This window comes from Neptuniibacter sp. QD48_11 (assembly GCF_047778095.1).
GTDB lineage: Bacteria > Pseudomonadota > Gammaproteobacteria > Pseudomonadales > Balneatricaceae > Neptuniibacter.
Map to the genome: position 1 here is coordinate 1526912 of NZ_CP180551.1, position 23895 is coordinate 1550806.

Genomic DNA, 23895 nt, shown 5'->3' on the forward strand with positions numbered 1-23895 from the left:
AAGTAATGCAGTTAGTGACCATGACCCCAATCCGCAGTCATTTGAATCTGCGTCAGGGAGTGAATGAAAGAAGTGCTGAATATAGCCAATTCCTTTCGCAGTTAGATTGTGTGTTACAAAAGCGGTTGGTCAAACAGCTTGATGAATCAGGCGATCTATCAAACCGCATTGCTGTTCAGCATCAAAATCAGGGCAAAGCTTACACCAATACTGGCTCTGACGATCGAGACACTCTGTGTTTATTCACTCACACTAAACAAATTACTGATCAGCTTAGTCTTGAGGCGAAGGTTTATAGTAACACCTTGTCTGTGGTGACCGTGACTATGGAGATGGAGTATGTCGTTGCTACACTCGAAGATATCGCTCAAACCTTGAGTGCTGACATTAGCCTACCTTCGGCAGAGTCTAACTATCAGGATCGAATCACAGCGCTTTGTCGCTCGATTGTTAAAGTCCCACAGAAGCCTGATGGACATGCTTTGCTTCCAGAGATCTATCAACTCCTCGATGAAGATACTGAACTGACGCTAGAGCTATTTGCCCAAGCCCAATCAACCTATCTGATTTCAAAATACTATCGCGACGAGCTTTACCCAGCGCTTCGTGATCTGCCTAAAACGATTCAGATTAACTATCTGGAAGCTTTGGGAGATTTCTCTGGCTTTAATGATATTAAAGAAACCGATGGTTCTAATGTCGATCAGCCATGGAGCTCTCGCTTACTGCGTTTAGATCGTTCTGAAAGGGAAGGAAATGAGTCGCTTATTGAAAACTGGTTAGCTGAAACACCTCATCCAGAACACGCTAAAGAGATTCTTGAGCAGGATAGAATGGATTCCTTAGTGTGGCTTAACTATGTATTAGTTGATGAAATCGATGAAAAGAACAAGCCTCTGCGTCACAAGTCAGACTACAAGTTAGAGGCTATGGGATTAGCTCAGTACTTTTATGCAGTACAACATGCCTGTAATTCCAATCTTTATATGGCGATCTCGGATACCTATTTAGAGAGTAATACCCATGTCGCCGAAGATATATTGGCGGGGGTGCGTGCGACGACGCGTATGCATATCAGTGATTATCATGAGAACTGCCAATATCTCACCCGAGATAAAAAGTTACTGCTCGAGAATATCCTAGCTGGCTGGGATTATGATCAGATGGTTCAGAATTCTGAGCGCCTGATTGAGGTCTGCTCTAGTAAAATTAAGGATATACATGCAACCCGTTCGGAAAAAAGCAGCTTCTACACCGATCTAATTCTTGTTGCGATTGGTTTTATCAGTCTGTTCGATCTTGCGATCACCATCTCTGAATACAGCCGTACTTATACATCAAATGCGGCGCTAGGTTATAGAGATGAACAGCCCTCTAGTTTCTTGAGTGGCGTGGCTAATATGGAAACTGACCTGCTTCTACTGAGCAGTGTTGTCTCAATCATTCTTTTATTTGTTGTGTACTATGTTGCGAAACGTCGTTAAATCTTTTGCTGTCATCGCCTTGATCTTGAATGTGGCGGTAGCTAGCCCTTTTCAAGCACAGCCTGTTTATACCTCTGATTGGAAGCCGTTTGTTAATGGTGAAGAAGAAGAGAAAGGTGTTGTTTCCCGAGTGGTACAGCTCGCCTTTTGGGAGATGGGTTTGGAGGCTGAACGAGCTAGTCTGGATTATTACTTCAGCTATAAGTTGGTAAAAAATCAGCAGGTTTTACTAAGTTATCCCTATTTCAAAACAGATAAGCGCTCGCAAGAGGTGTTGTTCTCAGATCCGCTGATGTCTATAGAGAATGGCCTTTTTTATAACTCTAAATGGCAGCAATATTCCGGTAAAGCCATCGATTTTAACCAACAGAAAGTAGGTAAAGTCGCTGGTTATAGCTATGGTGCTGAAATTGAACCTTTACTGAAAAATGCTAAGGTCTATAACAGTGATCTTCAGGCTTTAACGGCATTATCTAAAGGCGAAATTGATCTATTACCAGCTAGCATTGAGGTTGCGAAAGTAATGTTACATAAGCACTTTCCTCATCTGTTACATGAGTTTAAATTGCTCGAAAATCATCGCGGTACAGACAGTGTTCATCTAGTGGCTAGCGCTAATGATGAAGGTCGGGAATTTATTCAGCGATTTAATTCGGCGTTAGCGCGTTTAAAGTCGAAAGGTATGATTGAACAGCTGCTTACCTCTAAAGCAGATGTTCAAGGTAGTGGTTATGTTCGACTGGTGCCGGCGGAAGGCTTTCCTTTAATTACTGGCTATGAGATGAATGCTCAAGGAGATAAGCAGTTCTTTGTTATTCCTCAGGGCAGCAGGGCGACGGTGTTAGCTTGGCATGATGTTGTTTTAAAGCCGCATGCTACTGAAAAAGTGTTTGATGGCATGATGAAGTATTCTCAGGTAAAGGTGGTCGATGGACCACATGCGGGCCGATCACTTTTCGTAAGAAACATGCACCTAGAGGTAGAGTAGTGGTTTCAGTCACACTAGGCTGGCTTGGGACAATACTTTACCTGTTGGCTCATGCTTGGCTTTCCTTACTTAAAAATAAAGCCTCTTATCACTACTATCTGGCCAATTTAGTTGCCGCAATTTTGGTGGCTACATCTTCTTACCTGATTGCATCTTGGCAGGCGGTCGTAATTAATGTGTTTTGGGCGCTGGTTAGTTTTGCTGCCATGAAAAACTATGTATTACCGCGTCTGCCTTTCAGTAATGCCCAATTATATGGGCTGCTGGGCGTCATGTTTCTGGCAGGAGCTGGTGGCTTGCTGTTTTCGTATGCTCAGCAAGGAATGGCTATCTTGGCTTGGAGTTCATCTATTGCTTATTGCTTAGGCTACTGGCGATTTTCTGCAGGGCGGTTAAGTCAGCAGTCCTACTATGTCGTCAATACTTATGCGGCGGTGATGTTGTTGCCGCAGCTTTATACCGATGCAAACTGGCCGGTATTAGTGTTACAAATCGTTTGGGCCTCAGTCTCATTGTGGGGCTGGTATAAGGGGCGAGAAGGTTATGTGCTGTCTCCTTAATTTCTCATCTGTTGGCAGCTTTCTTTTTATATGGGTAAAACATGTCTGAACCAAATACACCTCAATTAGATATTGATGAACTAGCGCGAGAGCACTTTTACCAAGTGTTATACGGACGTAGGGATGTGCGAGGTCAGTTTTTACCGAATTCTATACCTGATGATGTGCTGACTAATATTTTGCATGCCGCACATCATGCTCCATCGGTCGGTTTATCGCAGCCTTGGAACTTTATTCTGATTCGTGACGAGGCTAAGCGTCAGCGAGTTTTTGATGCTTTTCAAAAAGCTAACGATGAAGCTGCAGAAATGTTTAGTGGCGAGCGACAAGTTCAATATCAAGCATTAAAACTGCAAGGCATACTCGATTCACCTCTTAATGTTTGTATCACTTGTGATCGAAAGCGAGGTGGTCCCGTTGTGCTTGGCAAGACCCATCAGGCCGAAATGGACTTGTATAGTACTGTTTGTGCGGTACAAAACTTTTGGCTTGCTGCAAGAGCAGAAAATATAGGGGTGGGCTGGGTGTCTATTATTGATAGGGATGTATTGGCTAAGTTACTTGAGCTCCCAGAAGGCGTAGTCCCTGTCGCTTATTTGTGTGTGGGTTATGTCTCAGAGTTTCTAAAAAAACCTGAACTTGAACTGGCTCAGTGGGAAAAACGCAGCCAATTGGAAGAGATGATTTTTACTGATAACTGGGGGAATAAAGCTTAGCTTTAGCTGATCTGGCGTTAATGAAAATGAACCTTGCTGTTTGAAAAATGATCTATATTGATTATATCGCCGTTTAATTTGAAACAGATTTAAACGGTTTATAGGTTGACCGCAGGGAGGTTCGATATGCGTTTCGTCCTCAGTTTTGCTGTCGTTGTCACTTTACTTACCTTGTTCATATCGCCAGTTAGCGCGCTTGAGGTGAGGAGTACGAGCGTACAGTTTTCTCCGTTGATAGAGCGGATTGTGCAGGCCAAAATAAAGCCTGTTTTAAAGCAGTTACCGGATAAAGATCAAAAGCTTTTAGCCCCAGTTGAAATTTCCGTGGTCGAAAACCTTCGTGCTGCGGGTATGGCTTTGGCTATCGATGACACACCCCCTCTGATTATTATTAATGATCGATTCCTAAAAGGCCTGTCCGCTTATATCGAAGCCTATTTGCTCTCTCAATCCTTGAGCCGGCCCGAGCTAGTTGAAGAGTACTTTAGTGATTATTTCTGGCGCCATCACCCATCCTTTGTTGGTCCTCTACCAAAATCACCTGCTGATTGGCTAAGTGCCTCGCCAGAACAAAGAGAGCAGATCCAAGTAGAGCATGAGCGTCTACTGGAAAGTGTCATTGTCGATGTGCTGCTACACGAGATGGGTCATCATGCAGAGCATGCTTTCTACGGATATCGCGCATCGCAATATGTGAGAGAGGATAATGAGCGTCTAGCAGACGATTGGGCGGCCAAAGTGAAAGATGAGCACTTCAAGCCAGATGATGCTTTAGGGCGCTTGATTTCCATTGGATATATCTTTGAACAAGATCGCTGGGCGGCACTAAAACGGGATGATTACTATCCTAGAATGTTAGCAGGCGTTGCTGATCATTTACCGATCTTATGTGAAGATGCAACTGAGGCATCAAAACAGCATTTCTGTAATCAGCTTTATGACAACATCAGGAACTATTTTTCCAAAAAGGTAGTAGATACCTATGCTCAGAGAAGAGAGCGGGGTGATACGTTTGCAAGTTTTCCTATGGGCCAGATTCATTTAGCGAAGAATAATTTTGTCGATGCCTGTAATTACTTCAATGAGAGTCTTATTTACGGTCAGGTTGCTCGAGCTGCAATTTATGTAGGTTGGTGTTACCAAAATGGTTATCTAGAGCCTTCTCCTCCAGATGCGCAGGTCTTAGCTATGGCGAGAGTGAGTTATGGCTTCTCCGATAAGAAAAATATTGCAGGAATGCTCGATTCTAGTGGATCTCAACATTAGGGCGAGTTAGTGTTGCCATATTGTTAGGTGCTTGGTAATTTCTGCACCAGTTTTGAATCATAGAGTTAGGAGAACATAAATGGCACGCGCTACAGCTCGACATATCCTTGTAGACACAGAAGCACGTTGTAACGAACTAAAAGCAGAAATCGAAGGTGGTTTGGACTTTGCTAAAGCTGCGCAAGAAAATTCAACTTGTCCATCAGGTGCTCAAGGCGGCGATTTAGGCTCTTTCGGCCGTGGTCAGATGGTTCCAGAATTCGATACAGCTGTATTCACAGGTGAAGTAGGTGTTGTTCAAGGTCCAATCAAAACTCAGTTTGGTTACCACCTACTAGAAGTGACAAGTCGCGAAGACTAATACAAGTTTTTAGCTTGTAACTTATAGACTTTAAAAGTGCCGTATAGCGGCACTTTTTTGTATCTGTTTTGTTTATTTCTTGGATGCTGGTTTCATGCTGAAAGTGATAGTTACTGTAATCTCGCTCATAATCGTTGCCGTTTTCATCTTATTTGCATTCAAGGCCTTTAAGTCAAGAACAGGTGAGCCGGCAGGAATTGTTGATAGTCGTTTAACTAAATGCAGTAGTAAGCCAAATTGCGTATGTAGTGAATATTCGGATAAACCCCATTACATAGAACCTTTGGCGTTACCCGCCAATGTTAAGGATTCAGATGCTGTAATAGCTGTTCTAGTTGAAGTTATTGAAGGGGCTGGTGGTGTGGTTCAGATCCTTATCAAGGAAAACCGATATATCGCTGCTGAGTTTAATAGTCGTATACTTGGGTTTGTAGACGACTTTGAGGTTCGAATCGATATGGAAGAGCGCCTTGTGCACTTTCGCTCAGCATCCAGAGAAGGCTATTCTGATTTCGGTGTAAACAAAGCTCGTGTTCGATCAATTACCTCTCAATTAGAAAAAGAGATAACGAAGATCAAGGAGTAAGCGGATGCATAAGGTATTGCTCGTTATTATAGCAATCGTGCTCAGTGGCTGCGGAACCAACTATGGCTTTAGCTATGTTAAACCCGAAGTTGAGAACAATGCGGTTGTTTATATCTATCGACCTGAAGCGCCTAATCCAGGTAAACAGCCGCTGGGTTGGAAGTACCCCGAAGTATTTATCGATGGTAAAAGTCTTGGGGTGCTGAAACTAGAGAAATACATTGTTGTGGAACTTGAGCCCGGTAGGCACGAAATTCTATTCACCGGATTAACAGATAAAGCGAACTGGGACGAGCGAGATTTGAAACGTAAATTCTCAGTTCATCATACTGAGCAGAAATACCTTAAATTTCAGGTGAGATATGACCCTAAAACGATGGGGTTGCTAGAAAAAACTAAGTACCAGCTATTTCTTACTCCTATGAAGCATGATGATGCGATCTACGAAATCAATAAGCTCAACCCGCAATGATCATTGCCTTAAAAGACGTCACTGCCGGAGCTAGCTGGCTAGCTCCGGTAAGTTAGCGAAGTAATCCAGTGCATCGGGATTAGCTAGCGCATCTTTATTGGTTACTGTTTCCCCTAAAATTACCTTTCTGACAGCCAGCTCAACAATCTTTCCGCTGATGGTTCTAGGAATTTCAGGTACTTGGATTATTTTGGCCGGTACATGCCTTGGTGTGGTGTGCAGGCGGATTGTCTGCTTAATTATATTGCGTAGACTATCGTCAAGCAGAGTTCCTTCAGACATAACTACAAAGAGGACTACGCGTGTATCGTTTTCCCAGGGTTGACCTACGCATAAAGACTCAATCACCCCGTCAACTCGTTCAACTTGACGATATATCTCAGCGGTACCAATTCTTACACCGCCTGGATTGAGTACCGCATCCGATCTGCCGTGAATAATCATGCCACCGTGTTCGGTTATTTCTCCGTAATCACCATGGGCCCAGCGGTTCTTAAATTGATTGAAATAGGCATTTTGGTATTTTGCACCATCAGCATCGTCCCAAAAGTAAATAGGCATCGATGGGAAGGGGGATTTGCAGACTAATTCCCCTTTCTTCTGGATAACCTCTACGCCGCTTTCATCAAAAATGGCGACATCCATTCCGAGCCCTAAGCATTGCAACTCACCCTTGTGGACTGGGAGTATTGGGCACCCTAGAGCAAAGCAAGAGATGATATCTGTACCGCCCGAAATTGAAGCCAGTAAAAGATCAGTTTTTATTTCGCGATAAACATAATCAAAACTTTCATGGGCTAGTGGTGAACCCGTAGATAAAATCGCGCGCAATTCCGAAAGCTCGAACTCTTCTTTTGGTGAGACACCTGCCTTTTCGAGTGCCGAAATATATTTCGCACTGGTGCCAAATACAGAAACTTTTTCTTTAGCAGCCATATTCCACAAAACAGAAGGCGAGGGGGCGAAAGGTGAGCCGTCATACAATGTAATAGTACAGCCGCTAGCTAGGCTGCTTACCAGCCAGTTCCACATCATCCAGCCGCAGGTTGTGAAGTAGAATAGATTATCTTCCCGGCTGATATCTGTGTGCAGTCGGTGTTCTTTGAGGTGTTGAAGGAGTGTGCCTCCAACGCTATGAACAATGCATTTTGGTGTGCCTGTGGTACCAGACGAGTACATAACGTATAGGGGGGCAGCGAATTCAACTGGCGTGAAATTAACTTCGCATGCACTGTTATCGATAAAGTCGCTCAGTATACAAGCGCTTTTTATGTGGATTAATTCAGGTGCTGGCTCATCGAGATAAGGCACAAAGACGAATGTCGTGTTTTCACTTAAACGCGAGGCAATCCCTGAAATTTTATCTGAACAGTCTATGTGTTTACCGTTGTAGAGGTAGGACTGGGTCGTAAATATCACTTTGGGTTTTACTTGTCCAAAGCGATCGATCACCCCTTGCACACCAAAGTCTGGGGAGCATGAAGTCCAAATGGCGCCAAGTGATGCCGTTGCTAGCATCGCTATAACGGTTTCAGTGATATTAGGCATAAAGCCTGCGACCACATCTCCCTTGGTAATCCCTGAATTTTTAAGCCCCGCAGCGTAGTGAGCAACCTGGTTATAAAGCTCTCGGTAGCTAATTTCTGAACGTTTACCCGCTTCATTGTAATTAATTAGCGCGGTGTTTTGGTCCTGAAACTTTAAGAGGTTTTCTGCAAAGTTTAACTGGGCTTCAGGGAACCATTTCGAACCGGGCATGAGGTCTGCATTTAACAAGTATGGGGCGTTCCCGATGCTGCCTATAACATCGAACTGTTCCCAAATGTTAAGCCAGAATCTTTCAGGGTTTTCTATAGACCAGCGGTGAAGCTCTGAGTAGCTATCTAGCTTTACCGAACTGCTTTTGTTTATGTTTTGCATAAACTGATATAGCTGAGATTGTTCGATTTGTGCTTGGCTCGGGCTCCACAACGGTTGTGTCATATACAGTTCCTAATTGAATCAATGTCTATAAGACAGAATAGACAATAAGGGTTTACCTGTATATGGCTTGAGGCTGAAATATTTTTTAGCTGGTTTGTTGGGGAGGGGCGATGGATAGTTATAGGGAGAGTGAGCCCTGCCATCTATAGATGACAGGGCTGATTATTAGCGCAGGAAGTTTTTGCTGATATCGCGGAACTCATCAGTTCCTGACTTTTGCATCCACTCAAAGGCAACCATTTCACGGCTAACCACGTGTATGCCAGCATGGCGCATGCGATCAAGCGCGAGTTCTTTATCTTCAGGGCTGCGTGACGATATACAGTCTGCCACAACGTAAACTTCTCGTGCTTGCTGTTTTAACTGAAGTGCTGTTTGTAGAACGCAAACGTGTGCTTCCATACCTGCAATAATAACTTGGTTAGGGCGGATGGAATTGATCTTTTCGTTACACGCAGGTTCCGACATGCAGGAGAAGAACTCTTTTTCCATGATGCCTTCTGCGGGGATTAACTCAGCTAATTCCGGAATCGTATGGCCCAAGCCTTTAGGGTATTGCTCACTGGTTAAGATCGGTATGTTAAGTTTGTTTGCAATAGCAGTTAACCAGATTGTATTTTCAACCAGCTCTTCTTTCTTATGAATCGCGGGTACAAGTTTGTCTTGAATATCGATGATCAGCAGACAAGATTTATTCGGGTGTATTAGCATGCGAAATAGCCTTATTTTTATGCTGGTTCTAGCTCATTGCAGCATTGTACGTGTTGAAGGTTAGTTGCTGGAATCAAAGCATCCAGCTGATCTTCTTCATAATAATGAGGCCAGATCTCTTTCACAATGGCACCATTAGTCGCGAGCGTGTGGCAGGTATCAAGCATAGGCGGCTTTTTGGTACCGTCCTGCCAGAAGTTCTCTAGTCGTTCCCGTTCTTGGTGTGTCGATTGGAAAGCAGCCGTCGCTAGAGGGCCCAACAACTCAAGCAGGTGAGTGCAGCCTTTGCGGCCACTAAACAGTTCTTTTGTTTGTTTGGTAAACCCAGGCATGATTTGTAGCCCGATCAACTGAGTGTAGGCATCAGAGATGGACTTGCAGCTTTCGAATGGAGTGTCGTCCATGCAAGCCACTGCATCTAATATATTTAGATCCATATCAACAGTAATTCGCACTGCCATACCATGTAAGGGTGCACCAGCTATCAAAGTACCATCGTGACCATAGTGATCCATGTCGAAGGTTTTGGTGTCGACAAGATGGGCTTCAATATCCCATAGGCCATCTTCTCTTTTGTAGCCTTCGCAAACAACTTTGCGGGTATGTTTCAGAGTTCTATTAACTGGAGCTGGTAAAGGCATAATTACTGCTTTTGATGGTTTAAAAAGGCTGTGCTTTAAATGCGGCTATTCTAATGTGAAAACGTTAGAAACACAGTAAATAATCCTAAATACGCTCAGGAATTGGTGTTTTTTAGACGAAAGATAAGTTTTGTTTAGCTAAAAACAATTCAGGGCAGCGAGTGCTGCCCTGAATAATTGGATGGGAGAGGTGCTATTCGTACATCGCTTGCATAGATTCTTGGGTCCACTCTAGGCTGGCTCTGTAAGCTTGATCGTATAGAGTGCCATCAAGGTCCATTGGCAGAAGATCCCAGTCGCCGTTTTCATAGTTCACGACATTTCTCAAAACTTGGCCGATCTCACCTTGACCTAGGCTGACTGCATTTTTGATATCATCGCCTAGCGGGACTTGCTCTAGCATAGTGTCACGCTCTATATCCAAAAGGGCGTGAAGGCCGGACATCATGCCTGCCATAAAATAGCTGCCATAGTTGCTCTTTTTCTGAGCTTGAGCAATCTCTTCACACATGCGACCACGCACCAACAAGCTACGAGAAAGCTCCTCTGGTTTGTCTTGATTAGATGACATCGCAATAAGTGTTGCCCATTTCTTAACTTGCTCTAAACCAAGCAAAACAATAGCTTCAGCGATGGATTCTACCTGTCGCACTAGGCTATAACCTGCGGAGTTAACGATACGCAGTAGTTTGTAGGTTAGAGCAGGGTCTCGGATAATCAGTTCTTCTAGTTTTTCCGGCGTCGCTTTAGGGCTTTGTAACTCTTGGATTAGTTGCATCAATGCAACTTGGCTACCTTGGATCTTTTTGCCCTTGATAACTTTAGGCTTACTTAGGAAATGTCCTTGGAAAAGTTTAAAGCCAAGCTCAATACAGGTTTCCAGCTGTTCGTGAGTTTCGATTTTCTCTGCAAGTAAAGTCACTTTATGACGACGCAGCTGTTTAACCTGTTCTTTGATCTGTTCTGTACTTAGTTCAAATACATCTACTTTGACGATTTGGCTGAGTTCTAACAGTGCATCAAATTTTGGATCGTAAACAAAATCGTCCATAGCGATACGGTAACCTTCGCTATGTAACTGTTTTACGGCTGATACCACTTCTTCGTCTGGCTCGATGTCTTCCAGGATTTCAAGAACTATGTGTTTCTTAGAAACTTCCGGAAGTTTCTGCTCTACCAGAATATCTCGCGTGAGATTTATAAAAGCAGGGACGCGCTTTAATTCACCAGAGTCTGAAATACTGGTGTATGCATTTAATATTACTTCGCTGGTGGCTTCGCTATTGGCAAACAGTGCATGTCCTTGGGCGTCTTCCGTTCTATACAAAAGCTCATAGGCCACAACCTTTTGATTACGATCGAAAATAGGTTGACGTGCCATAAGCACTTGAGAGTTTTCTGACGAGTCCATAAAGGTGCTGGGTCCTTGTGCAAATAAGATAAACCGTAATTCCTCAAGTGTATCACCTACAATCTTTGAGGCTAGTATTTCATACTAATATAACGCTTGTTTTGTGTCAGAAAGGGAATGTGAGCTACTTCCAATCGTCACAGTTCAACATTCGCGTTCTCCATGCAGTATAATAGTGTACTTTTACAGATTCGGGACATACCAATGAGTATTAATTGGTTTCCAGGGCATATGCATAAAGCCCGAAAAGAGATCGCTAAAGTTATGGATGAGGTAGATGTAATTATAGAGGTGCTTGATGCACGTCTCCCACAATCCAGCGAAAATCCATTGGTTAATACCTTGCGCAAGGGCAAGCCAGCATTAAAACTCTTAAATAAGAGTGATTTAGCTGATGACAAAAAAACGCAAGAATGGATCGATTATTTTAATAGCCTTCCAGATACGCGAGCGATTTCCCTTGACCATACACAAAAGAAGCTGATCAACAGAATTGCCGAAATTTGTAAACAGATGGCACCGTCTCGCTCAGAATCGGGCCGCCCGGTGCGCGCAATGATTATGGGCATTCCTAACGTTGGCAAATCAACGCTTATTAATGCCTTGTTAGGTAAGAAAATTGCTAAAGTAGGCAATGAGCCAGCGGTTACAAAAAGTCAAACGCGCTTTACGACGCGTAATGGTATGGCTCTTTCAGATACGCCTGGCATTTTGTGGCCAAAAATCGAGGATGTAGATTCAGGCTATCGGCTAGCGGCGAGTGGTGCGATTAAAGACACTGCAATCGAGCATGAAGATGTAGCTATCTTTGCCGCAGGCTTTATGCGGGATGATTACCCTGAGCGATTGATTGAACGCTTTAAATTCAAAGAGATGCCTGAGCTTGCTGAAGGTGTATTAGACGAAATTGGCCGCCGTAGAGGGTGTTTGCGCCCAGGTGGTGTTGTTGATCGAAATAAAGCTTCAACGTTGCTCTTGAATGAAATACGCTCGGGTAAGCTGGGTAAATTAAGCTTTGAAACTGTTCAAGAGTGGGAAGAAAAACGCCGCATAGCTGAGCAGGAAAGATTAGAACAAGAACGATTAGAAGCAGAAGCACAGGCGGCTGCGGAAAAAGAAGGTAGTAAGTAATGGCACGTTTAAAGAAAAGCCGAAAAGCAAAAGGCTTTATTCCAAATGAAGGCCCAACGCGTAATGAGCGTTTGGCTGATCCTGATAGTTACGATAGCAGACGACGCAAAGCTAAGCAGGAGAAGAAAAAGAATCAATCGGTGTATGAAAAACAACGCCAAGCTGATGATAGCTCTTCAATCCAGAAGCAGTCAGAGCGTAAAACTAGACTGGCTGATAAGATTCGTGAACTAAATAAATCCAAAGAAGAGAGTGCTGAATAGCGCTCTCTTTTTGGTTGTAAGTATTGTAAAGCGGGTTGCCTGTTTTACTAATCTAACGGATAATTATTCTCATTTTTATTAGCTGTAAGTTGTTGGTTATGAAATCTCTGTTTAAATATTCTCTTTTGGCTGTCGCTATTTCAGGCCCCCCTGTTTTCGCGGCTAACGACCTGGATGTTGGTACTAAGAAAACAGTAGCGACACATAATCAAAGCCAACAATCACAAAAACGCATCGATAATATTGAGCAGAGTACTCAAGTTGCAGTTGATGAATATCTCACCAACGAGCGTCTGTCGGATGTAACCGAAGCGTACAATGCGCAAGTCGCTTTACTGATTGAGTCGCAGAAAAAAGAAGTTTTAGATTTGGAAGCGCAAATCGCGTCTATTGAAGAAACGGATAAGGCCGTTTTACCTATGTTGAACCATATGGTGGAAACATTAGGTAAATTTGTGTCCCAAGACACACCTTTCTTACAGTCAGAACGTAACGAGCGTTTAGAGAAACTTGGGACGCTCTTGCTTCGCGCTGATGTCAGCGTGGCAGAGAAGTACCGTCAGATTCTTGAAGCCTATTCTGTTGAAGTACAGTACGGTCGAACATTTGAATCGTATAAAGGTGCACTCGCTTCAAATAATGGCCAACAGGTTACGTTCCTGCGTCTAGGCCGAGCAGTACTGTACTACCAGTCGCTAAATGGTGCTGAAAGTGCACTATGGCAGCCTTCTTCACAGTCTTGGCAGGCGCTCACTGATTCTCAGAATTTAGAACTTACTAAGGCTATTCAAATCGCTCGGCAGCAGCAGGTGCCAAGTTTGTTGAATCTTCCTCTGCCTAAACTGGAGCGATAATAATGTTGAAACAATTCGGTTTAGCCGCAGTCCTTGGTCTTAGCTCGCTAACAGTATTCGCTGAAACTGCGCCGCTTAAAGGTTTACTTAACGACGTAAAACAGATTAGTAGCACCGATACGGCGATCAACCGCCAACGTGAAGCAGAATTCAATGCTGATTTAAGTAAACAAAAAACGCTTCTAGCGAAAAGTAAGGCGCGTTTAGCCGCTGCTGAAGCAGAGCAGGAGCGCTTAAAAGCTGAGTTCGATGCGAATGATGAACAGCTTGCTGAATTAGAAGCAGCACTACAACAACGTTCCGGCCAACTAGGTGAAGTATTTGGTGTCGCTAAAGAATCAGCATCCGAATTAGTACCAGTTTTGATGGATTCAATGACCAGTGCTGATAACCCTGGTCGTTTAGATCAACTTTCATTTGCTGATTCCAAACGTGTGCCCAAGCTTCAGGACCTACAAAGTCTTTGGTACCAGTTACAGCTAGAAATGACAGCCACTGGTGAGATCAAGCAAGTTACTGTGCCTGTTGTGAATCGGGAAGGTGTTACTGCTGATACACCAGTGTTACGTATAGGCACCTTTGCTGCAGCTACTAATGATGGCCAGTTCTTACATTGGGATCTTCAACAGCAAAAACTGTCGGTTTTAACGACTCAGCCAAGTGCAGGTGCTCAACAAGATATCATCGATTATCAAAATGGTAATGGCGAGGATGTATTGATTGATCCAAGTCGTGGTCAGTTATTTGCGTTGTTGGATCGTATGCCGAAGCTTGTCGACAGGCTTCATCAGGGGGGTGAGGTAGGCTACATCATCATGGGTTTGGGCTTAATTGGTTTGCTGGTGGCATTCTGGCAAATGATGCGTATGACCAAAACTGAGCTGCAGGTGAGAAAGCAATTAGCACAACCTACGCAACTAATGGATAACAATCCCCTTGGGCGAGTACTGCAGGCAGTTAGTCGTTCGAAACTAGGCTTAGATCAGCTAGAGATGAAAGTTGATGAGCTGATTCTTAAAGAAGTACCAAAAATCGAGCAGGGCCAAAGCATCGTTAAGCTTTTAGCTGCCGTTGCTCCGCTTTTGGGTCTTTTAGGTACAGTGATCGGTATGATCGCGACCTTCCAGAGTATCACCCTGTTCGGTACCAGTGATCCCAAGTTGATGGCGGGTGGTATCTCTCAAGCATTGATGACAACCGTTTTAGGTTTGGTTGTAGCTATACCGTTGTTGTTCTGCCATAGCTATTTGACCAGCAGAAGCCGTCGCATCACTCAGTTGCTTCAAGAGAAAAGCTTGGGCTTGTTGGCGACTGATGAATCTATTGCAAAAGAAGAGAAGAGCACTCATGTGGCCTAGTCTTCATGATTGGATGTTTGCCTTAGGGCAATTTTTCCAAACCGGAGGGTGGGTGCTCTATCTGATTCTATGGGTAAGCTTTCTGATGTTCACCCTTATCCTTGAACGTATCAGCTATAGAGTATGGGCTTACCCCAAGCAGAGAGCCTCATTGTTAGATTATTTGCAAGGTCAAAGCTCGCCAGTTAAAAAATTGAGTGCTGTTTGTGATCTGGACTTAGCTTTGAAAAGCCAATTTCAGATGATCAAAAACCTAATAACTCTATGTCCGTTGATTGGTTTGCTAGGCACAGTGACTGGCATGATTCAGGTATTTGACAGCCTTGCTCTATATGGCACAGGTAATCCGCGAATGATGGCCGCTGGTGTGGCTAGCGCAACATTCCCAACAATGACGGGGATGGCAGTCGCTGTAGCGGGATTACTTTTTTACAACCGTTTATCTAGATGGTCTGAAGCGGAAAGAAACCGCTTGCGCCGAGTGTTACATGAGGAGTCTGCAGCATGAGACAGCGAGTCAATTTAACTCAGCAGCAGGATGATGCCGAAATCAATATGACACCTATGTTGGATGTGGTGTTCATCATGCTGATCTTCTTTATTGTATCCACTTCGTTTGTGCGTGAGGCAGGCATCGATGTTAATCGCCCTACAGCGCAAACCAGTGAAAGTCAGAGTAAAACGGCAGTTTTAGTCGCGATCTCTGCTAACAATGAAATTTGGGTCGATCGTAAGCCTGTCGACGTGCGTATGGTGCGCCCTGCGATTGAGCGTCTGAAAAGCGAACAATCTGAAATCAACGTTGTTATTCAAGCGGATGAACAAGCGACTACAGGTCAACTGGTTAAGGTGATCGATCAGCTGCGTTTGGCTAATGTGAACTATACAGTGGCTACTCAAGCAGGTTCGCAATAATGCTGCGTGCTTTAGTCGTTGCCCCTGGAGGCCTGTTATTAGCTATATTGCTTTTTTATGCATTGGCTATGGTTTCGGGTATTGGCAAGCAGGTAGAACCTGAAAGTGTCTTAACGCCTGATCTGGACTTTTTAATGGTTCGCCAGGAGAGTGATGTCGAGGCGCGTAGCCGTGAATTACCGCCAGAGCCGGAAGAGATCGTTCCAGAAGCCCAGCCCGAAATGCCACAGGTGCAACAGCAGGTTGTGCCTATTACCAGCACGCCTGTGACGGCCGTTGATATTCCAAACATTGATGTTGGAATTAGTGTCTCGCTTTCACCATCGTTAAATAACCTAGCTGTGCCGACGCCTGAGCTGGTATTAGATACTAATCCTACAGCAGTGAGTCAGGTGCCGCCTAGTTACCCAAGAAGGGCATTGCGCCGTAAAGTTGAAGGTAGTGTAACGGTGGAGTTTTTGGTGACTGAAGCTGGCACAGTTAAACCAGACACTATTAAGGTTATTGAATCTAATCCAAAAGGTACCTTTGATAGCGCAGTTATTAAAGCGATTAAGCGTTGGCGTTTTAAAATCAAAACCGTAGACGGACAAGCGGTCAAGTTTAAAGCGCGTCAGGTTTTGGAATTTAAACTCGATAAGTAAATAGAACTGAATAGAACAGTTTAGAAAAATGTTGCGATCATTAATTACAGTTTGTTTTTTGTTGTTTGCTCTCCAGGGGCATGCGGCGAAGCCTGCTCTATCTGCTTATGAGTATAAACAGCTAAATGCTGCCTTTAAATCAATGGAGGCGGGGCAGTGGAAACAAGCGAATCAGCAATTGTTGGCTGCTGAGCAAAAGGTTAAGTCTGATTATGCTAAAGCGCTTGTGCAGCATAATCTTGCTCAAGTTGCTCTCCAGCAGGAGCGCTATTCCTCTGCAATAAAGTATCTGAAAGCTACCCAAGCTTTAAAAGCCTTGCCTGATGCACAGCAGATTAATCTATTGCGCACTCTAGGGCAGCTTTATTGTATGCAGGAAGCTTGGAAAAGCTGTGTTTCTAATCTTCAACAATGGATGGCTAGTCCTGGGGTTTCGGTAAAAGCGAATGACCATCTGATGATGGCTCAAGCTTATAGTCAGCTGAAGCGTTGGAAATCCCTGTTACCACACATCACTAAAGCGATTCGTTACAAAGGGATAGCACCAGAAAGCTGGTATCAGCTGAAAATAGCGGCGCATATTGAGCTTAAGCAGTGGAAGCAGGCAGCTAAACAGCAGCAAGTTGTGATTCAACATTACTCCTCTAATCCCAAGCAATGGCGTCAGCTGGTTTCTCTGCAAATACAAGCAGGGGATCACAAATCTGCACTCGCTACTCAGCGATTGGGATATGAGCGGAAGTTGTTAGTCTCAGCCAATGATTATGAATTACTCGCGCAGTTAATGCTTCGTTCGGGTATTCCTTATCATGCCGCTAGAGTGATCGAGCAGGGTTTCCAGAAAGGTGTGATCAAGCAAAACGCTAAAAACTTAAGGTTGTTAAGTAGTGCTTGGATTCGCGCGCAAGAGAAGCCTAAGGCGATTAAAGTGCTTTCGAAGCTAAACAGTATCGCACCAAGTGAGAAAGTATCTTTACAGCTGGCGCAGATTCAGCTGCAAGAGAAACGGTGGGATCAAGCAGAGAAAACGCTTGCTAATCTGTTGAAGCGCAAACCTAAAAAAGTAGCTCAGATTAAGTTGATGCAGGGTATCGCTCAAATCAATCAAAAGCATTTTGAGCAAGCGAGAATATCTTTAGCAGCGGCAGAAGGCGATGCTAAATACGGGAAAATGGCAGCGAATTGGATTCGGTATCTAGACCAGATGGAAATGGATCTTCAGGCAAAAGGTTGAACCTATGACATCAGCACCGGTTAAGGCCCTTGAAGGGATCAAAAATTTTAATCCAGCACGTATCCTCTTGATCGAGGATGATCGCGAGGTAAGTAACTCTGTTTCGGAGCTGTTAAAAAAACAGGGCTACCATACGGTTCAAAGCTTCACCGGAAGGGAGGGTTTGGTTACCGCTATAAATCAGAACTTTCATCTGATTCTTCTAGATAAAATGCTACCTGAATTAGATGGTTTAGAAGTTCTACAGCGTTTACGCAAATATCGCGATACTCCCGTTGTTATGTTGTCTGCTTGTGGTGCTGAGCAAGATCGTATTGAAGGGTTTAAGGGTGGTGCGGATGATTATCTGCCAAAGCCGTTCAATATGACTGAGCTGTTGCTTAGGGTTGAGGCGTTACTTCGACGAAGTAAACCTAACAAAATTGATAAATCCGATGGCGTTTTAGCAGACGGTGCTATTAAGCTAAATTCCAAGAAAAAATGTTTACAGTCAGATGACGGCGATATTGAACTGACACCGATCGAACATGATCTTTTAAAAACATTTATCACCCATAAAGATGAAATACTGACAAAGCCTTATCTTTATCAGTTAATTCTGAGTAAGCCTTTTAGTCGTTACGACCGAAGTTTAGATATGCATGTTAGTAATCTTCGCTCGAAGATGGCGGGACTTGTTGACGAACAGAAGATTAAAACGGTTCGTGGTCAAGGATATTGTTATCAATGAGCCGGAGATTATTCTGGCAGCTTAGCTTTAGCTTATTGGCTGTATCATTGATTATCTTTTCTAGTCTTCACCATCTCTCTTATGAAGTGACTATTGGGATGACTGAAATATCTGAAGATAGTCAGGAGAGGTTAAAATCTTTAGCTAAGGACGCTGGCGAGCGATTTAAAACTGAAGGCGCAAAATCTGTTCTCCAACTCACGGAGCAAGTCGAAAAAGATTTACGTACCTGGTCTGCATTAGTAACTGCAGATAACACCATTATCTCTAGTCAACCCATTCCTGAGGCTTTAAAAAGCAAAATAGGCTTTCAGCGTTATGTGTACTGGCCAGTCCATGAATTCATGGAAAATGTGCTCATTGGAATTCCTTTAGAACAGCAAACCGGCACCTTTGTAATTGAGCTGCCAAGAGGGATGTATCCAAAGGTAGATACTGATCTGGTACATAGCCTACTGACGATTGTAATTCCTTCTTTCATCATTCTGATTTTCTGCTGGATAGCCTATAGATACCTAATGCGCCCTTTAGAAGCTTTAAATCAGGGCACTTTAAAATTAGCTTCAGGCGACCTTTCTGCACGTGTGTTGCCAAATCTACCAGATAATCGTAAAGACGAATTAACCCAAGTCGCCGAATCTTTTGACAGTATGGCTGCAAGGGTAGAGCGTTTGGTTAATTCTCAGAGACAGCTTTTAGGTGATCTATCGCATGAGTTAAGAACTCCGCTGACGCGAATCGGACTAGCGATTGAGATATGCCGGGATGATCAAGAAAAATCTAAGGAGCTTTTACCTAGGCTTCAACGTGAAGTAGATCAAATGCATCAGTTGGTTGAAGATGCATTGACCCTAGCATGGCTAGATGGAGATCCAGAAGTGGAGCTAAGTGAAGCGTTTAATCTAGCTACCTTGCTGGATCTGATATGTGACGATGCACTTTTTGAATACTCTGGCCGAATACTAATCCGTAACTATGCTCAAACTCTGAACGTTTCAGAATCATCGCAACAAGCGCTATCTCAAGCATTGGAGAATGTGGTAAGAAATGCGATGAAATATAGTCCCGCTGATCAACCCGTTGAGCTGACTTGTTTTGAAAAGGGTAATGAGCTGAATATCTGTGTGTCTGATCGGGGGCCAGGCGTACCCGAAAATGATCTTGTTAAGATCTTCGATCCTTTCTATCGCACTGATAAGGCACGTAGCCGTGATGTTGGCGGGGCTGGATTAGGTTTAGCTTTATGCCAGCGGCAAATTCAAATGCTGGGTGGTTCTATTAAGGCGAGCCTGAATCAATACGGTGGGTTGGATATCAATATCAAGCTACCTCGTTAAATAAAGCCCTCCAAAATTTAGCGTTATTTTTGTAAGAAGTGTAAATCTTGTAACTGCTACTTTATATCTAATGAATAATGCACTCGATTCGCATTTAGATTAAGTGGTATGAATAATGAAAACGCATATTTGCGCTAAGAAATTGCCATTGGTTTTAGCCATTGGCATAGCAACTCAAACATGGGCAGATTCGTCAGCAGTTGAAGGTCAAAAAGTACAAGTTTGGGGTACTCAGATCAGTAATGCTTCGACGATGTTGAGTGATGATATCGAGATTAAACAGGCAGACCATCTGAGTGATCTGCTTCGAAATCAGGCAGGTGTAGATATTGGTGGTGCCCATTCCCTTAATCAGCGTATCAATATTCGTGGTATGGAAGACTATGATCTTGATATTACGATCGATGGTGCTAAGCAAAACAACAATGTATATCACCACATGGGCAACTTGCTTATTAATGCAGATATCCTAAAAGCAGTTGATCTACAGGTTGGTACAAACTCCGTTTTAACAGGTGGTTTGTCTGGTGGTATCGCGTTCGAGACAAAAGATGCTAAAGATCTCCTCCGAGATGGTCAGCAAATCGGTGCACGTATCAGTACTGGTTACGCAAGTAATGATTACCATAATTATTCTGTTACTGCCTATGGCCAACTAAACGATCAGTTAGACGCCATTGTTTACTTCAATGACGTAAACCGCGACAACCCGGAAGATGGCGCAGGTGTTGAAAGCGTAGGTAATGATGGTGATATTAAGAATGGCCTAGTTAAGTTTGGCCTTGATATTAATGAGTCTAACCGCATCGAATTGAGTTATGACAAGTACACCGATGAAGGTGACTACGCGCCTCGTGCAGATATGGGGGCTTCAACTAATTCATCAATCACAGGTACGACTGTTTACCCAACAGAATTTGAGCGTCAAACAATCACTCTAGGTTATGAGCTCGATCTTGGTGACATGCTGAACCTACGTGCCACTGTCTACGAAAACGATATGAATTTATGGCGTGATGAGGACGATAACACTTTTGCAACCTATCGTTATCGTGAAGGTGAAGCGAATCACCGTGGTGTGAATGTTCTTGCTGAATCTGTTATTTCAGGTGAAGAGCTTACGCATAATGTCCGCTATGGTTTTGAGGTTTACCGTCAGAAAACCAAATTGCAAGATGATTCGGTTACAGTAAACACCGAACAAGCAAAGTCTTACGCAGCTTACATTGAAGATGAAATCGAATTTTCTAACGGTCTAGCGCTGACACCGGGTGTTCGTTATAACCGATATAAGCTAGATACCGCTGTATCAGATGAAACATTTACTGAAACAACATTTGGTTTGAATGCTGTTTATCCGCTAACTGACGCTTGGTCTGTTCGAGCGAGTGCTACAGAGCTTTTTCAAGGGCCTAACTTATCCGAGGTGTTCGTTCCTGCATCTACTGTAGAGAATAACGAATTGAAGCCTGAAACAGGTTTAAACTCGGAAATTGGTATCACATTTGAAGATCGCCAACGTTTTGGTTTGGATCGATTGAATTTTGCTTTAACCATCTTCCGTACAGATGTGGATGATTACATCGATGATGGTAGTAATGCTCTGCAAAATATTGGTGACTATCGTATCCAAGGTTTTGAAACTAGCTTAGGTCTAAGTAAAGGTAACTTTGATGCTCGCTTTACCTATGCTCACTCAGAATCAGCTAATGATGTCACGGACGAACCATTAGGTCGCCAAGTGGGAGATAGCATCTCTTTGGGGCTTGATTACCACATGCCAGCGCAAGATCTAGCGGTTAACTGGACCTCGCTTGTAACAATTAAAGAAGAGCACTTTGATAAACCATCTTACGATGTTCATAACATCTCTGCTCGATGGACACCAAAGCAGGTTGATGGTCTTAACGTGACCTTCGGCGTAGAAAATATCTTTGATGAATACTATACATCTCACGCTTCACGTATTGGAGATGCAAATCATCCAGTGTTTGGTGCACTTCATTTGAATGACTATGAGCCTGGCCGTAACTTTAAGTTAACTGCGGCTTATACGTTCTAATCTATCCCTTCCCCTTCAGGGATTTAAGGTGGCAGCGCTCTACGAAGTAGGGCGCTGCTTTTTCTGTAAAGATTGTAACGATATTAAAGCCTTATAAAGAGAATCGGTTATCGTAATGGTTTTGATTCTCTTTTGTCTTTCCAATGAACCAGATCCTTACACAAAATCCAAGCGCGAAGACTCAGCTCAAGTCTAAATCTCAGCCTAAAGGAAAATCTAATCGGTTAGTCCGCTGGCTTCATAGTTATACCTCTATGTTCATGCTCGTGATCATGCTTTTTTTTACGGTCACGGGTATCACGTTAAATCACCGAGATTGGTTTGAAAGTGCTGATGCTCCGAAACAGTTAACGGTAGATATGCCAGATTCTTTTTTAGTTGAGGGGATATGGGATACAGAACCCCTTGATCAGGCTAATAAGCTGCGTAAATGGCTGAGCTCTGAGCATGGAATCTATGGCAACAAGGTAAGTTACGAATGGGAAGCAGAGGAGCGCTTCCTCGTTATCGAGATTAAACGCCCAGGTGGTTACAGCATCGTAGAGGCCGACGTTGAAGCCGGTGAAGTGCTGGTTGAACAACAAAATTACGGTGTTATTGCGACGTTAAATGATCTTCATATGGGGCGATACAGTGGTGACCTGTGGCGCGGATTTATCGATATTTCTGCGCTGCTCATGCTGATTTTTACTTTAACTGGCTTTTGGTTAGTCATCCCTCAAAAGAAAAAGCGTAACAAACTGTTTGCGATGAGCGTAATCGGTACCGGCTCAATGGCGCTGGCTTATGTTTGGCTTTTGATGGCTTAAGGAAATTTAATGAAAAAACTAATTTACGCTGCATGTCTCAGTCTAGGGCTGGTAAGTGGTTCTGCCATCTCAGCAGATACACATCAAATTGAGTTAACCATCCCGCAAATAGCGACATCTAAATATCAGCGTCCATTTGTTGCTGTATGGGTTGAACAAAAGGGTGAGCGCAAAGCCGTCAGCACAATCAGTGTTTGGTTTGACGATAAAAAATGGCTTAAGGATATCCGTCGCTGGTGGCGTAAAGCGGGTCGCTATGGTCAAGCGGTAGATGGTGTGACAGGGGCTACCCGTGCTCCTGGTGGCTACACATTGAAATGGGATGGAACCGATAACCAAGGTAAAGCACTTCCAGCAGGCGAATACACTCTGTATTTAGAAGCGGTTCGTGAACACGGTGATCGTACGCTGTTGAAACAGAAGATTTCCTTAGGTAAGGGACAACAGGTTTATAAACTGGATGCCGGTGCAGAGCTAGGGCCAGTTAGTATCAGTATTGGAGAGAGTAAATAATGATGATTAAACAACTAGGCCGTACGATTAAAGGATGCCTATTAGCGAGTGCTTTAGGCGTGTCAGCAGTAGCTCAAGCACATCCACTGTGGATATTGCCAAGTGAATTTACGGTATCAACGGAAGAGGGCCAAGGAGAATGGATCACTGCTGATGTTAGTGCGTCTCACACTGTTTTCGGATTTGATAAAGGTGTGCCGCTAGATCACTTCCTCGTTTTTTCTCCTGATGGCGATCGCAACGCGCTGGGCAGTTATTTTAAAGGCCATCGTCGTAGTGTATTTGATCTGTATATCGATCAGCCGGGTACTTACAAAATCGAAGGTAAGCGCCAACCTTACTATTTCACTAGCTATAAATCAGGTAAGCGTGACACCCCTAAGCGCATGATGGCGGATAAGATCGAAGCGAAAGAGCGTCTACCTAAAAGCGCTCGCGATGTTTCTACCTTATTGATCGATATGGTAACTGCAACGTACATCACTAATAACGCGCCTACAGACCTTGTGACTGAGGTCAAAGGCAAGGGATTAGAGATGCAGTTAGATACACATCCAAACGATATTGTTGTGGGTGAAGAAGTTGAATTCACCATGCTATTGGATGGTAAGCCAGTGGCGGGTGTTGATGTTGAAGTCACGCCAGCAGGTACTAAATACCGCAGCGAACGTGGTGCTATTCCGGTTACTACGGCTAAAGATGGCAAAATCATCTTCACGCCAGAGCAAGCAGGCCCATGGTTAGTTGGTGCTGATCTAAAAAGCCCAATCAAGAGTGATCTGGCTGACTACCAATATGCGATCCGTTTCGTAAGTTTTGAGGTTTTACCTGAGTAATGCTTAAAGCAACAAAATACGGATTAATAG

26 protein-coding genes are annotated in these 23895 nt (G+C 43.7%); 22 read left to right on the forward strand and 4 right to left on the reverse strand.

Annotation, left to right across the window (positions count from 1 at the left end; translation table 11 throughout):
* Window positions 1-5: 5 nt before the first annotated feature.
* From ACMXYU_RS06915 to ACMXYU_RS06950, 8 genes are all read left to right on the forward strand, one after another.
* Entirely contained in the window at window positions 6-1484 is a 1479-nt protein-coding gene (locus ACMXYU_RS06915; RefSeq protein WP_415900867.1) for a hypothetical protein, read from the forward strand.
* On the forward strand, window positions 1465-2472 hold the full coding sequence (locus tag ACMXYU_RS06920; protein WP_415900868.1) for a substrate-binding periplasmic protein: 1008 nt from the start codon (window positions 1465-1467) through the stop codon (window positions 2470-2472). Before ACMXYU_RS06915 ends, ACMXYU_RS06920 begins: the two co-directional genes overlap by 20 nt.
* Window positions 2472-3032 carry a CBU_0592 family membrane protein gene (locus tag ACMXYU_RS06925; protein WP_415900869.1) on the forward strand — a complete coding sequence of 187 codons (561 nt, stop codon included), beginning with the start codon at window positions 2472-2474 and terminating at the stop codon, window positions 3030-3032. Before ACMXYU_RS06920 ends, ACMXYU_RS06925 begins: the two co-directional genes overlap by 1 nt.
* A 41-nt stretch (window positions 3033-3073) precedes the next feature.
* Window positions 3074-3748, forward strand: coding sequence for a 5,6-dimethylbenzimidazole synthase (bluB, locus tag ACMXYU_RS06930; RefSeq protein WP_415900870.1), 675 nt, complete (start codon window positions 3074-3076; stop codon window positions 3746-3748).
* Window positions 3749-3994: 246 nt separating this feature from the next.
* Complete coding sequence (locus tag ACMXYU_RS06935; protein ID WP_415900871.1) at window positions 3995-5014, forward strand: hypothetical protein; 1020 nt, start codon at window positions 3995-3997, stop codon at window positions 5012-5014.
* 79 nt (window positions 5015-5093) lie between these two features.
* Window positions 5094-5375: a peptidylprolyl isomerase gene (locus ACMXYU_RS06940; RefSeq protein ID WP_415894108.1), complete on the forward strand. Its 282-nt coding sequence runs from the start codon at window positions 5094-5096 to the stop codon at window positions 5373-5375.
* Window positions 5376-5469: 94 nt separating this feature from the next.
* Window positions 5470-5961: a DUF1499 domain-containing protein gene (locus tag ACMXYU_RS06945; protein WP_415900872.1), complete on the forward strand. Its 492-nt coding sequence runs from the start codon at window positions 5470-5472 to the stop codon at window positions 5959-5961.
* Window positions 5962-5965: 4 nt separating this feature from the next.
* Window positions 5966-6433, forward strand: coding sequence for a DUF2846 domain-containing protein (locus tag ACMXYU_RS06950; RefSeq protein ID WP_415900873.1), 468 nt, complete (start codon window positions 5966-5968; stop codon window positions 6431-6433).
* 30 nt (window positions 6434-6463) lie between these two features.
* On the opposite strand, the gene ACMXYU_RS06955 is transcribed toward ACMXYU_RS06950, so the two are convergent.
* The 4 genes from ACMXYU_RS06955 to ACMXYU_RS06970 form a co-directional block, all read right to left on the reverse strand.
* Entirely contained in the window at window positions 6464-8416 is a 1953-nt protein-coding gene (locus ACMXYU_RS06955; protein WP_415900874.1) for an acetoacetate--CoA ligase, read from the reverse strand.
* Window positions 8417-8581: 165 nt separating this feature from the next.
* A complete protein-coding gene (locus ACMXYU_RS06960; RefSeq protein WP_415900875.1) occupies window positions 8582-9127 on the reverse strand; it encodes a hydrolase in 546 nt (181 codons plus the stop codon).
* A gap of 17 nt (window positions 9128-9144) precedes the next feature.
* On the reverse strand, window positions 9145-9768 hold the full coding sequence (locus ACMXYU_RS06965; RefSeq protein WP_415900876.1) for a DUF2889 domain-containing protein: 624 nt from the start codon (window positions 9766-9768) through the stop codon (window positions 9145-9147).
* A 193-nt stretch (window positions 9769-9961) separates the two neighbouring features.
* On the reverse strand, window positions 9962-11179 hold the full coding sequence (locus ACMXYU_RS06970) for an EAL and HDOD domain-containing protein (protein ID WP_415900877.1): 1218 nt from the start codon (window positions 11177-11179) through the stop codon (window positions 9962-9964).
* A 204-nt stretch (window positions 11180-11383) separates the two neighbouring features.
* On the opposite strand from ACMXYU_RS06970, the gene ylqF reads away from it, so the two are divergent.
* The 14 genes from ylqF to ACMXYU_RS07040 all read left to right on the forward strand — a co-directional run bounded on the left by ylqF (window position 11384) and on the right by ACMXYU_RS07040 (window position 23865).
* Complete coding sequence (ylqF, locus tag ACMXYU_RS06975) at window positions 11384-12310, forward strand: ribosome biogenesis GTPase YlqF (protein ID WP_415900878.1); 927 nt, start codon at window positions 11384-11386, stop codon at window positions 12308-12310.
* Window positions 12310-12573 (forward strand): hypothetical protein, encoded by a 264-nt coding sequence (locus ACMXYU_RS06980; protein ID WP_415900879.1) that lies wholly within the window; start codon window positions 12310-12312, stop codon window positions 12571-12573. The genes ylqF and ACMXYU_RS06980 overlap by 1 nt, the downstream gene beginning before the upstream one ends.
* Before the next feature lie 98 nt (window positions 12574-12671).
* Window positions 12672-13427, forward strand: a complete 756-nt coding sequence (locus tag ACMXYU_RS06985; RefSeq protein ID WP_415900880.1) for a DUF3450 domain-containing protein — start codon at window positions 12672-12674, stop codon at window positions 13425-13427.
* A 2-nt stretch (window positions 13428-13429) separates the two neighbouring features.
* A complete protein-coding gene (locus ACMXYU_RS06990) occupies window positions 13430-14785 on the forward strand; it encodes a MotA/TolQ/ExbB proton channel family protein (RefSeq protein WP_415900881.1) in 1356 nt (451 codons plus the stop codon).
* On the forward strand, window positions 14775-15293 hold the full coding sequence (locus ACMXYU_RS06995; RefSeq protein ID WP_415884324.1) for a MotA/TolQ/ExbB proton channel family protein: 519 nt from the start codon (window positions 14775-14777) through the stop codon (window positions 15291-15293). The genes ACMXYU_RS06990 and ACMXYU_RS06995 overlap by 11 nt, the downstream gene beginning before the upstream one ends.
* The gene (locus tag ACMXYU_RS07000) at window positions 15290-15700 is read left to right on the forward strand and encodes an ExbD/TolR family protein (protein WP_415884325.1); all 411 of its coding nucleotides are present in this window, start codon (window positions 15290-15292) and stop codon (window positions 15698-15700) included. The genes ACMXYU_RS06995 and ACMXYU_RS07000 overlap by 4 nt, the downstream gene beginning before the upstream one ends.
* On the forward strand, window positions 15700-16344 hold the full coding sequence (locus tag ACMXYU_RS07005; RefSeq protein ID WP_415900882.1) for an energy transducer TonB: 645 nt from the start codon (window positions 15700-15702) through the stop codon (window positions 16342-16344). Before ACMXYU_RS07000 ends, ACMXYU_RS07005 begins: the two co-directional genes overlap by 1 nt.
* A gap of 58 nt (window positions 16345-16402) precedes the next feature.
* The gene (locus tag ACMXYU_RS07010; RefSeq protein ID WP_415884327.1) at window positions 16403-17578 is read left to right on the forward strand and encodes a tetratricopeptide repeat protein; all 1176 of its coding nucleotides are present in this window, start codon (window positions 16403-16405) and stop codon (window positions 17576-17578) included.
* A gap of 4 nt (window positions 17579-17582) precedes the next feature.
* Window positions 17583-18308, forward strand: coding sequence for a response regulator transcription factor (locus ACMXYU_RS07015; protein WP_415900883.1), 726 nt, complete (start codon window positions 17583-17585; stop codon window positions 18306-18308).
* Window positions 18305-19645, forward strand: a complete 1341-nt coding sequence (locus ACMXYU_RS07020; RefSeq protein WP_415900884.1) for an ATP-binding protein — start codon at window positions 18305-18307, stop codon at window positions 19643-19645. The genes ACMXYU_RS07015 and ACMXYU_RS07020 overlap by 4 nt, the downstream gene beginning before the upstream one ends.
* 115 nt (window positions 19646-19760) lie before the next feature.
* Window positions 19761-21707 (forward strand): TonB-dependent receptor domain-containing protein, encoded by a 1947-nt coding sequence (locus ACMXYU_RS07025; RefSeq protein ID WP_415900885.1) that lies wholly within the window; start codon window positions 19761-19763, stop codon window positions 21705-21707.
* Window positions 21708-21979: 272 nt separating this feature from the next.
* Window positions 21980-22516, forward strand: coding sequence for a PepSY-associated TM helix domain-containing protein (locus ACMXYU_RS07030; protein WP_415900886.1), 537 nt, complete (start codon window positions 21980-21982; stop codon window positions 22514-22516).
* 9 nt (window positions 22517-22525) lie between these two features.
* The gene (locus tag ACMXYU_RS07035; protein WP_415900887.1) at window positions 22526-23029 is read left to right on the forward strand and encodes a DUF2271 domain-containing protein; all 504 of its coding nucleotides are present in this window, start codon (window positions 22526-22528) and stop codon (window positions 23027-23029) included.
* Window positions 23029-23865: a DUF4198 domain-containing protein gene (locus tag ACMXYU_RS07040; RefSeq protein WP_415900888.1), complete on the forward strand. Its 837-nt coding sequence runs from the start codon at window positions 23029-23031 to the stop codon at window positions 23863-23865. Before ACMXYU_RS07035 ends, ACMXYU_RS07040 begins: the two co-directional genes overlap by 1 nt.
* The last annotated feature ends 30 nt before the right edge of the window (window positions 23866-23895 follow it).

Bases quoted from the DNA above. Each gene is read 5' to 3' on its own strand.
- ACMXYU_RS06915 (WP_415900867.1), top strand. From the start codon at position 6: ATGCAGTTAGTGACCATGACCCCAATCCGCAGTCATTTGAATCTGCGT.
- ACMXYU_RS06920 (WP_415900868.1), top strand. From the start codon at position 1,465: ATGTTGCGAAACGTCGTTAAATCTTTTGCTGTCATCGCCTTGATCTTG.
- bluB (WP_415900870.1), top strand. From the start codon at position 3,074: ATGTCTGAACCAAATACACCTCAATTAGATATTGATGAACTAGCGCGA.
- ACMXYU_RS06940 (WP_415894108.1), top strand. From the start codon at position 5,094: ATGGCACGCGCTACAGCTCGACATATCCTTGTAGACACAGAAGCACGT.
- ACMXYU_RS06945 (WP_415900872.1), top strand. From the start codon at position 5,470: ATGCTGAAAGTGATAGTTACTGTAATCTCGCTCATAATCGTTGCCGTT.
- ACMXYU_RS06950 (WP_415900873.1), top strand. From the start codon at position 5,966: ATGCATAAGGTATTGCTCGTTATTATAGCAATCGTGCTCAGTGGCTGC.
- ACMXYU_RS06955 (WP_415900874.1), bottom strand. From the start codon at position 8,416: ATGACACAACCGTTGTGGAGCCCGAGCCAAGCACAAATCGAACAATCT.
- ACMXYU_RS06960 (WP_415900875.1), bottom strand. From the start codon at position 9,127: ATGCTAATACACCCGAATAAATCTTGTCTGCTGATCATCGATATTCAA.
- ACMXYU_RS06965 (WP_415900876.1), bottom strand. From the start codon at position 9,768: ATGCCTTTACCAGCTCCAGTTAATAGAACTCTGAAACATACCCGCAAA.
- ACMXYU_RS06970 (WP_415900877.1), bottom strand. From the start codon at position 11,179: ATGGACTCGTCAGAAAACTCTCAAGTGCTTATGGCACGTCAACCTATT.
- ylqF (WP_415900878.1), top strand. From the start codon at position 11,384: ATGAGTATTAATTGGTTTCCAGGGCATATGCATAAAGCCCGAAAAGAG.
- ACMXYU_RS06980 (WP_415900879.1), top strand. From the start codon at position 12,310: ATGGCACGTTTAAAGAAAAGCCGAAAAGCAAAAGGCTTTATTCCAAAT.
- ACMXYU_RS06985 (WP_415900880.1), top strand. From the start codon at position 12,672: ATGAAATCTCTGTTTAAATATTCTCTTTTGGCTGTCGCTATTTCAGGC.
- ACMXYU_RS06990 (WP_415900881.1), top strand. From the start codon at position 13,430: ATGTTGAAACAATTCGGTTTAGCCGCAGTCCTTGGTCTTAGCTCGCTA.
- ACMXYU_RS06995 (WP_415884324.1), top strand. From the start codon at position 14,775: ATGTGGCCTAGTCTTCATGATTGGATGTTTGCCTTAGGGCAATTTTTC.
- ACMXYU_RS07000 (WP_415884325.1), top strand. From the start codon at position 15,290: ATGAGACAGCGAGTCAATTTAACTCAGCAGCAGGATGATGCCGAAATC.
- ACMXYU_RS07005 (WP_415900882.1), top strand. From the start codon at position 15,700: ATGCTGCGTGCTTTAGTCGTTGCCCCTGGAGGCCTGTTATTAGCTATA.
- ACMXYU_RS07015 (WP_415900883.1), top strand. From the start codon at position 17,583: ATGACATCAGCACCGGTTAAGGCCCTTGAAGGGATCAAAAATTTTAAT.
- ACMXYU_RS07020 (WP_415900884.1), top strand. From the start codon at position 18,305: ATGAGCCGGAGATTATTCTGGCAGCTTAGCTTTAGCTTATTGGCTGTA.
- ACMXYU_RS07025 (WP_415900885.1), top strand. From the start codon at position 19,761: ATGAAAACGCATATTTGCGCTAAGAAATTGCCATTGGTTTTAGCCATT.
- ACMXYU_RS07030 (WP_415900886.1), top strand. From the start codon at position 21,980: ATGCTTTTTTTTACGGTCACGGGTATCACGTTAAATCACCGAGATTGG.
- ACMXYU_RS07035 (WP_415900887.1), top strand. From the start codon at position 22,526: ATGAAAAAACTAATTTACGCTGCATGTCTCAGTCTAGGGCTGGTAAGT.
- ACMXYU_RS07040 (WP_415900888.1), top strand. From the start codon at position 23,029: ATGATGATTAAACAACTAGGCCGTACGATTAAAGGATGCCTATTAGCG.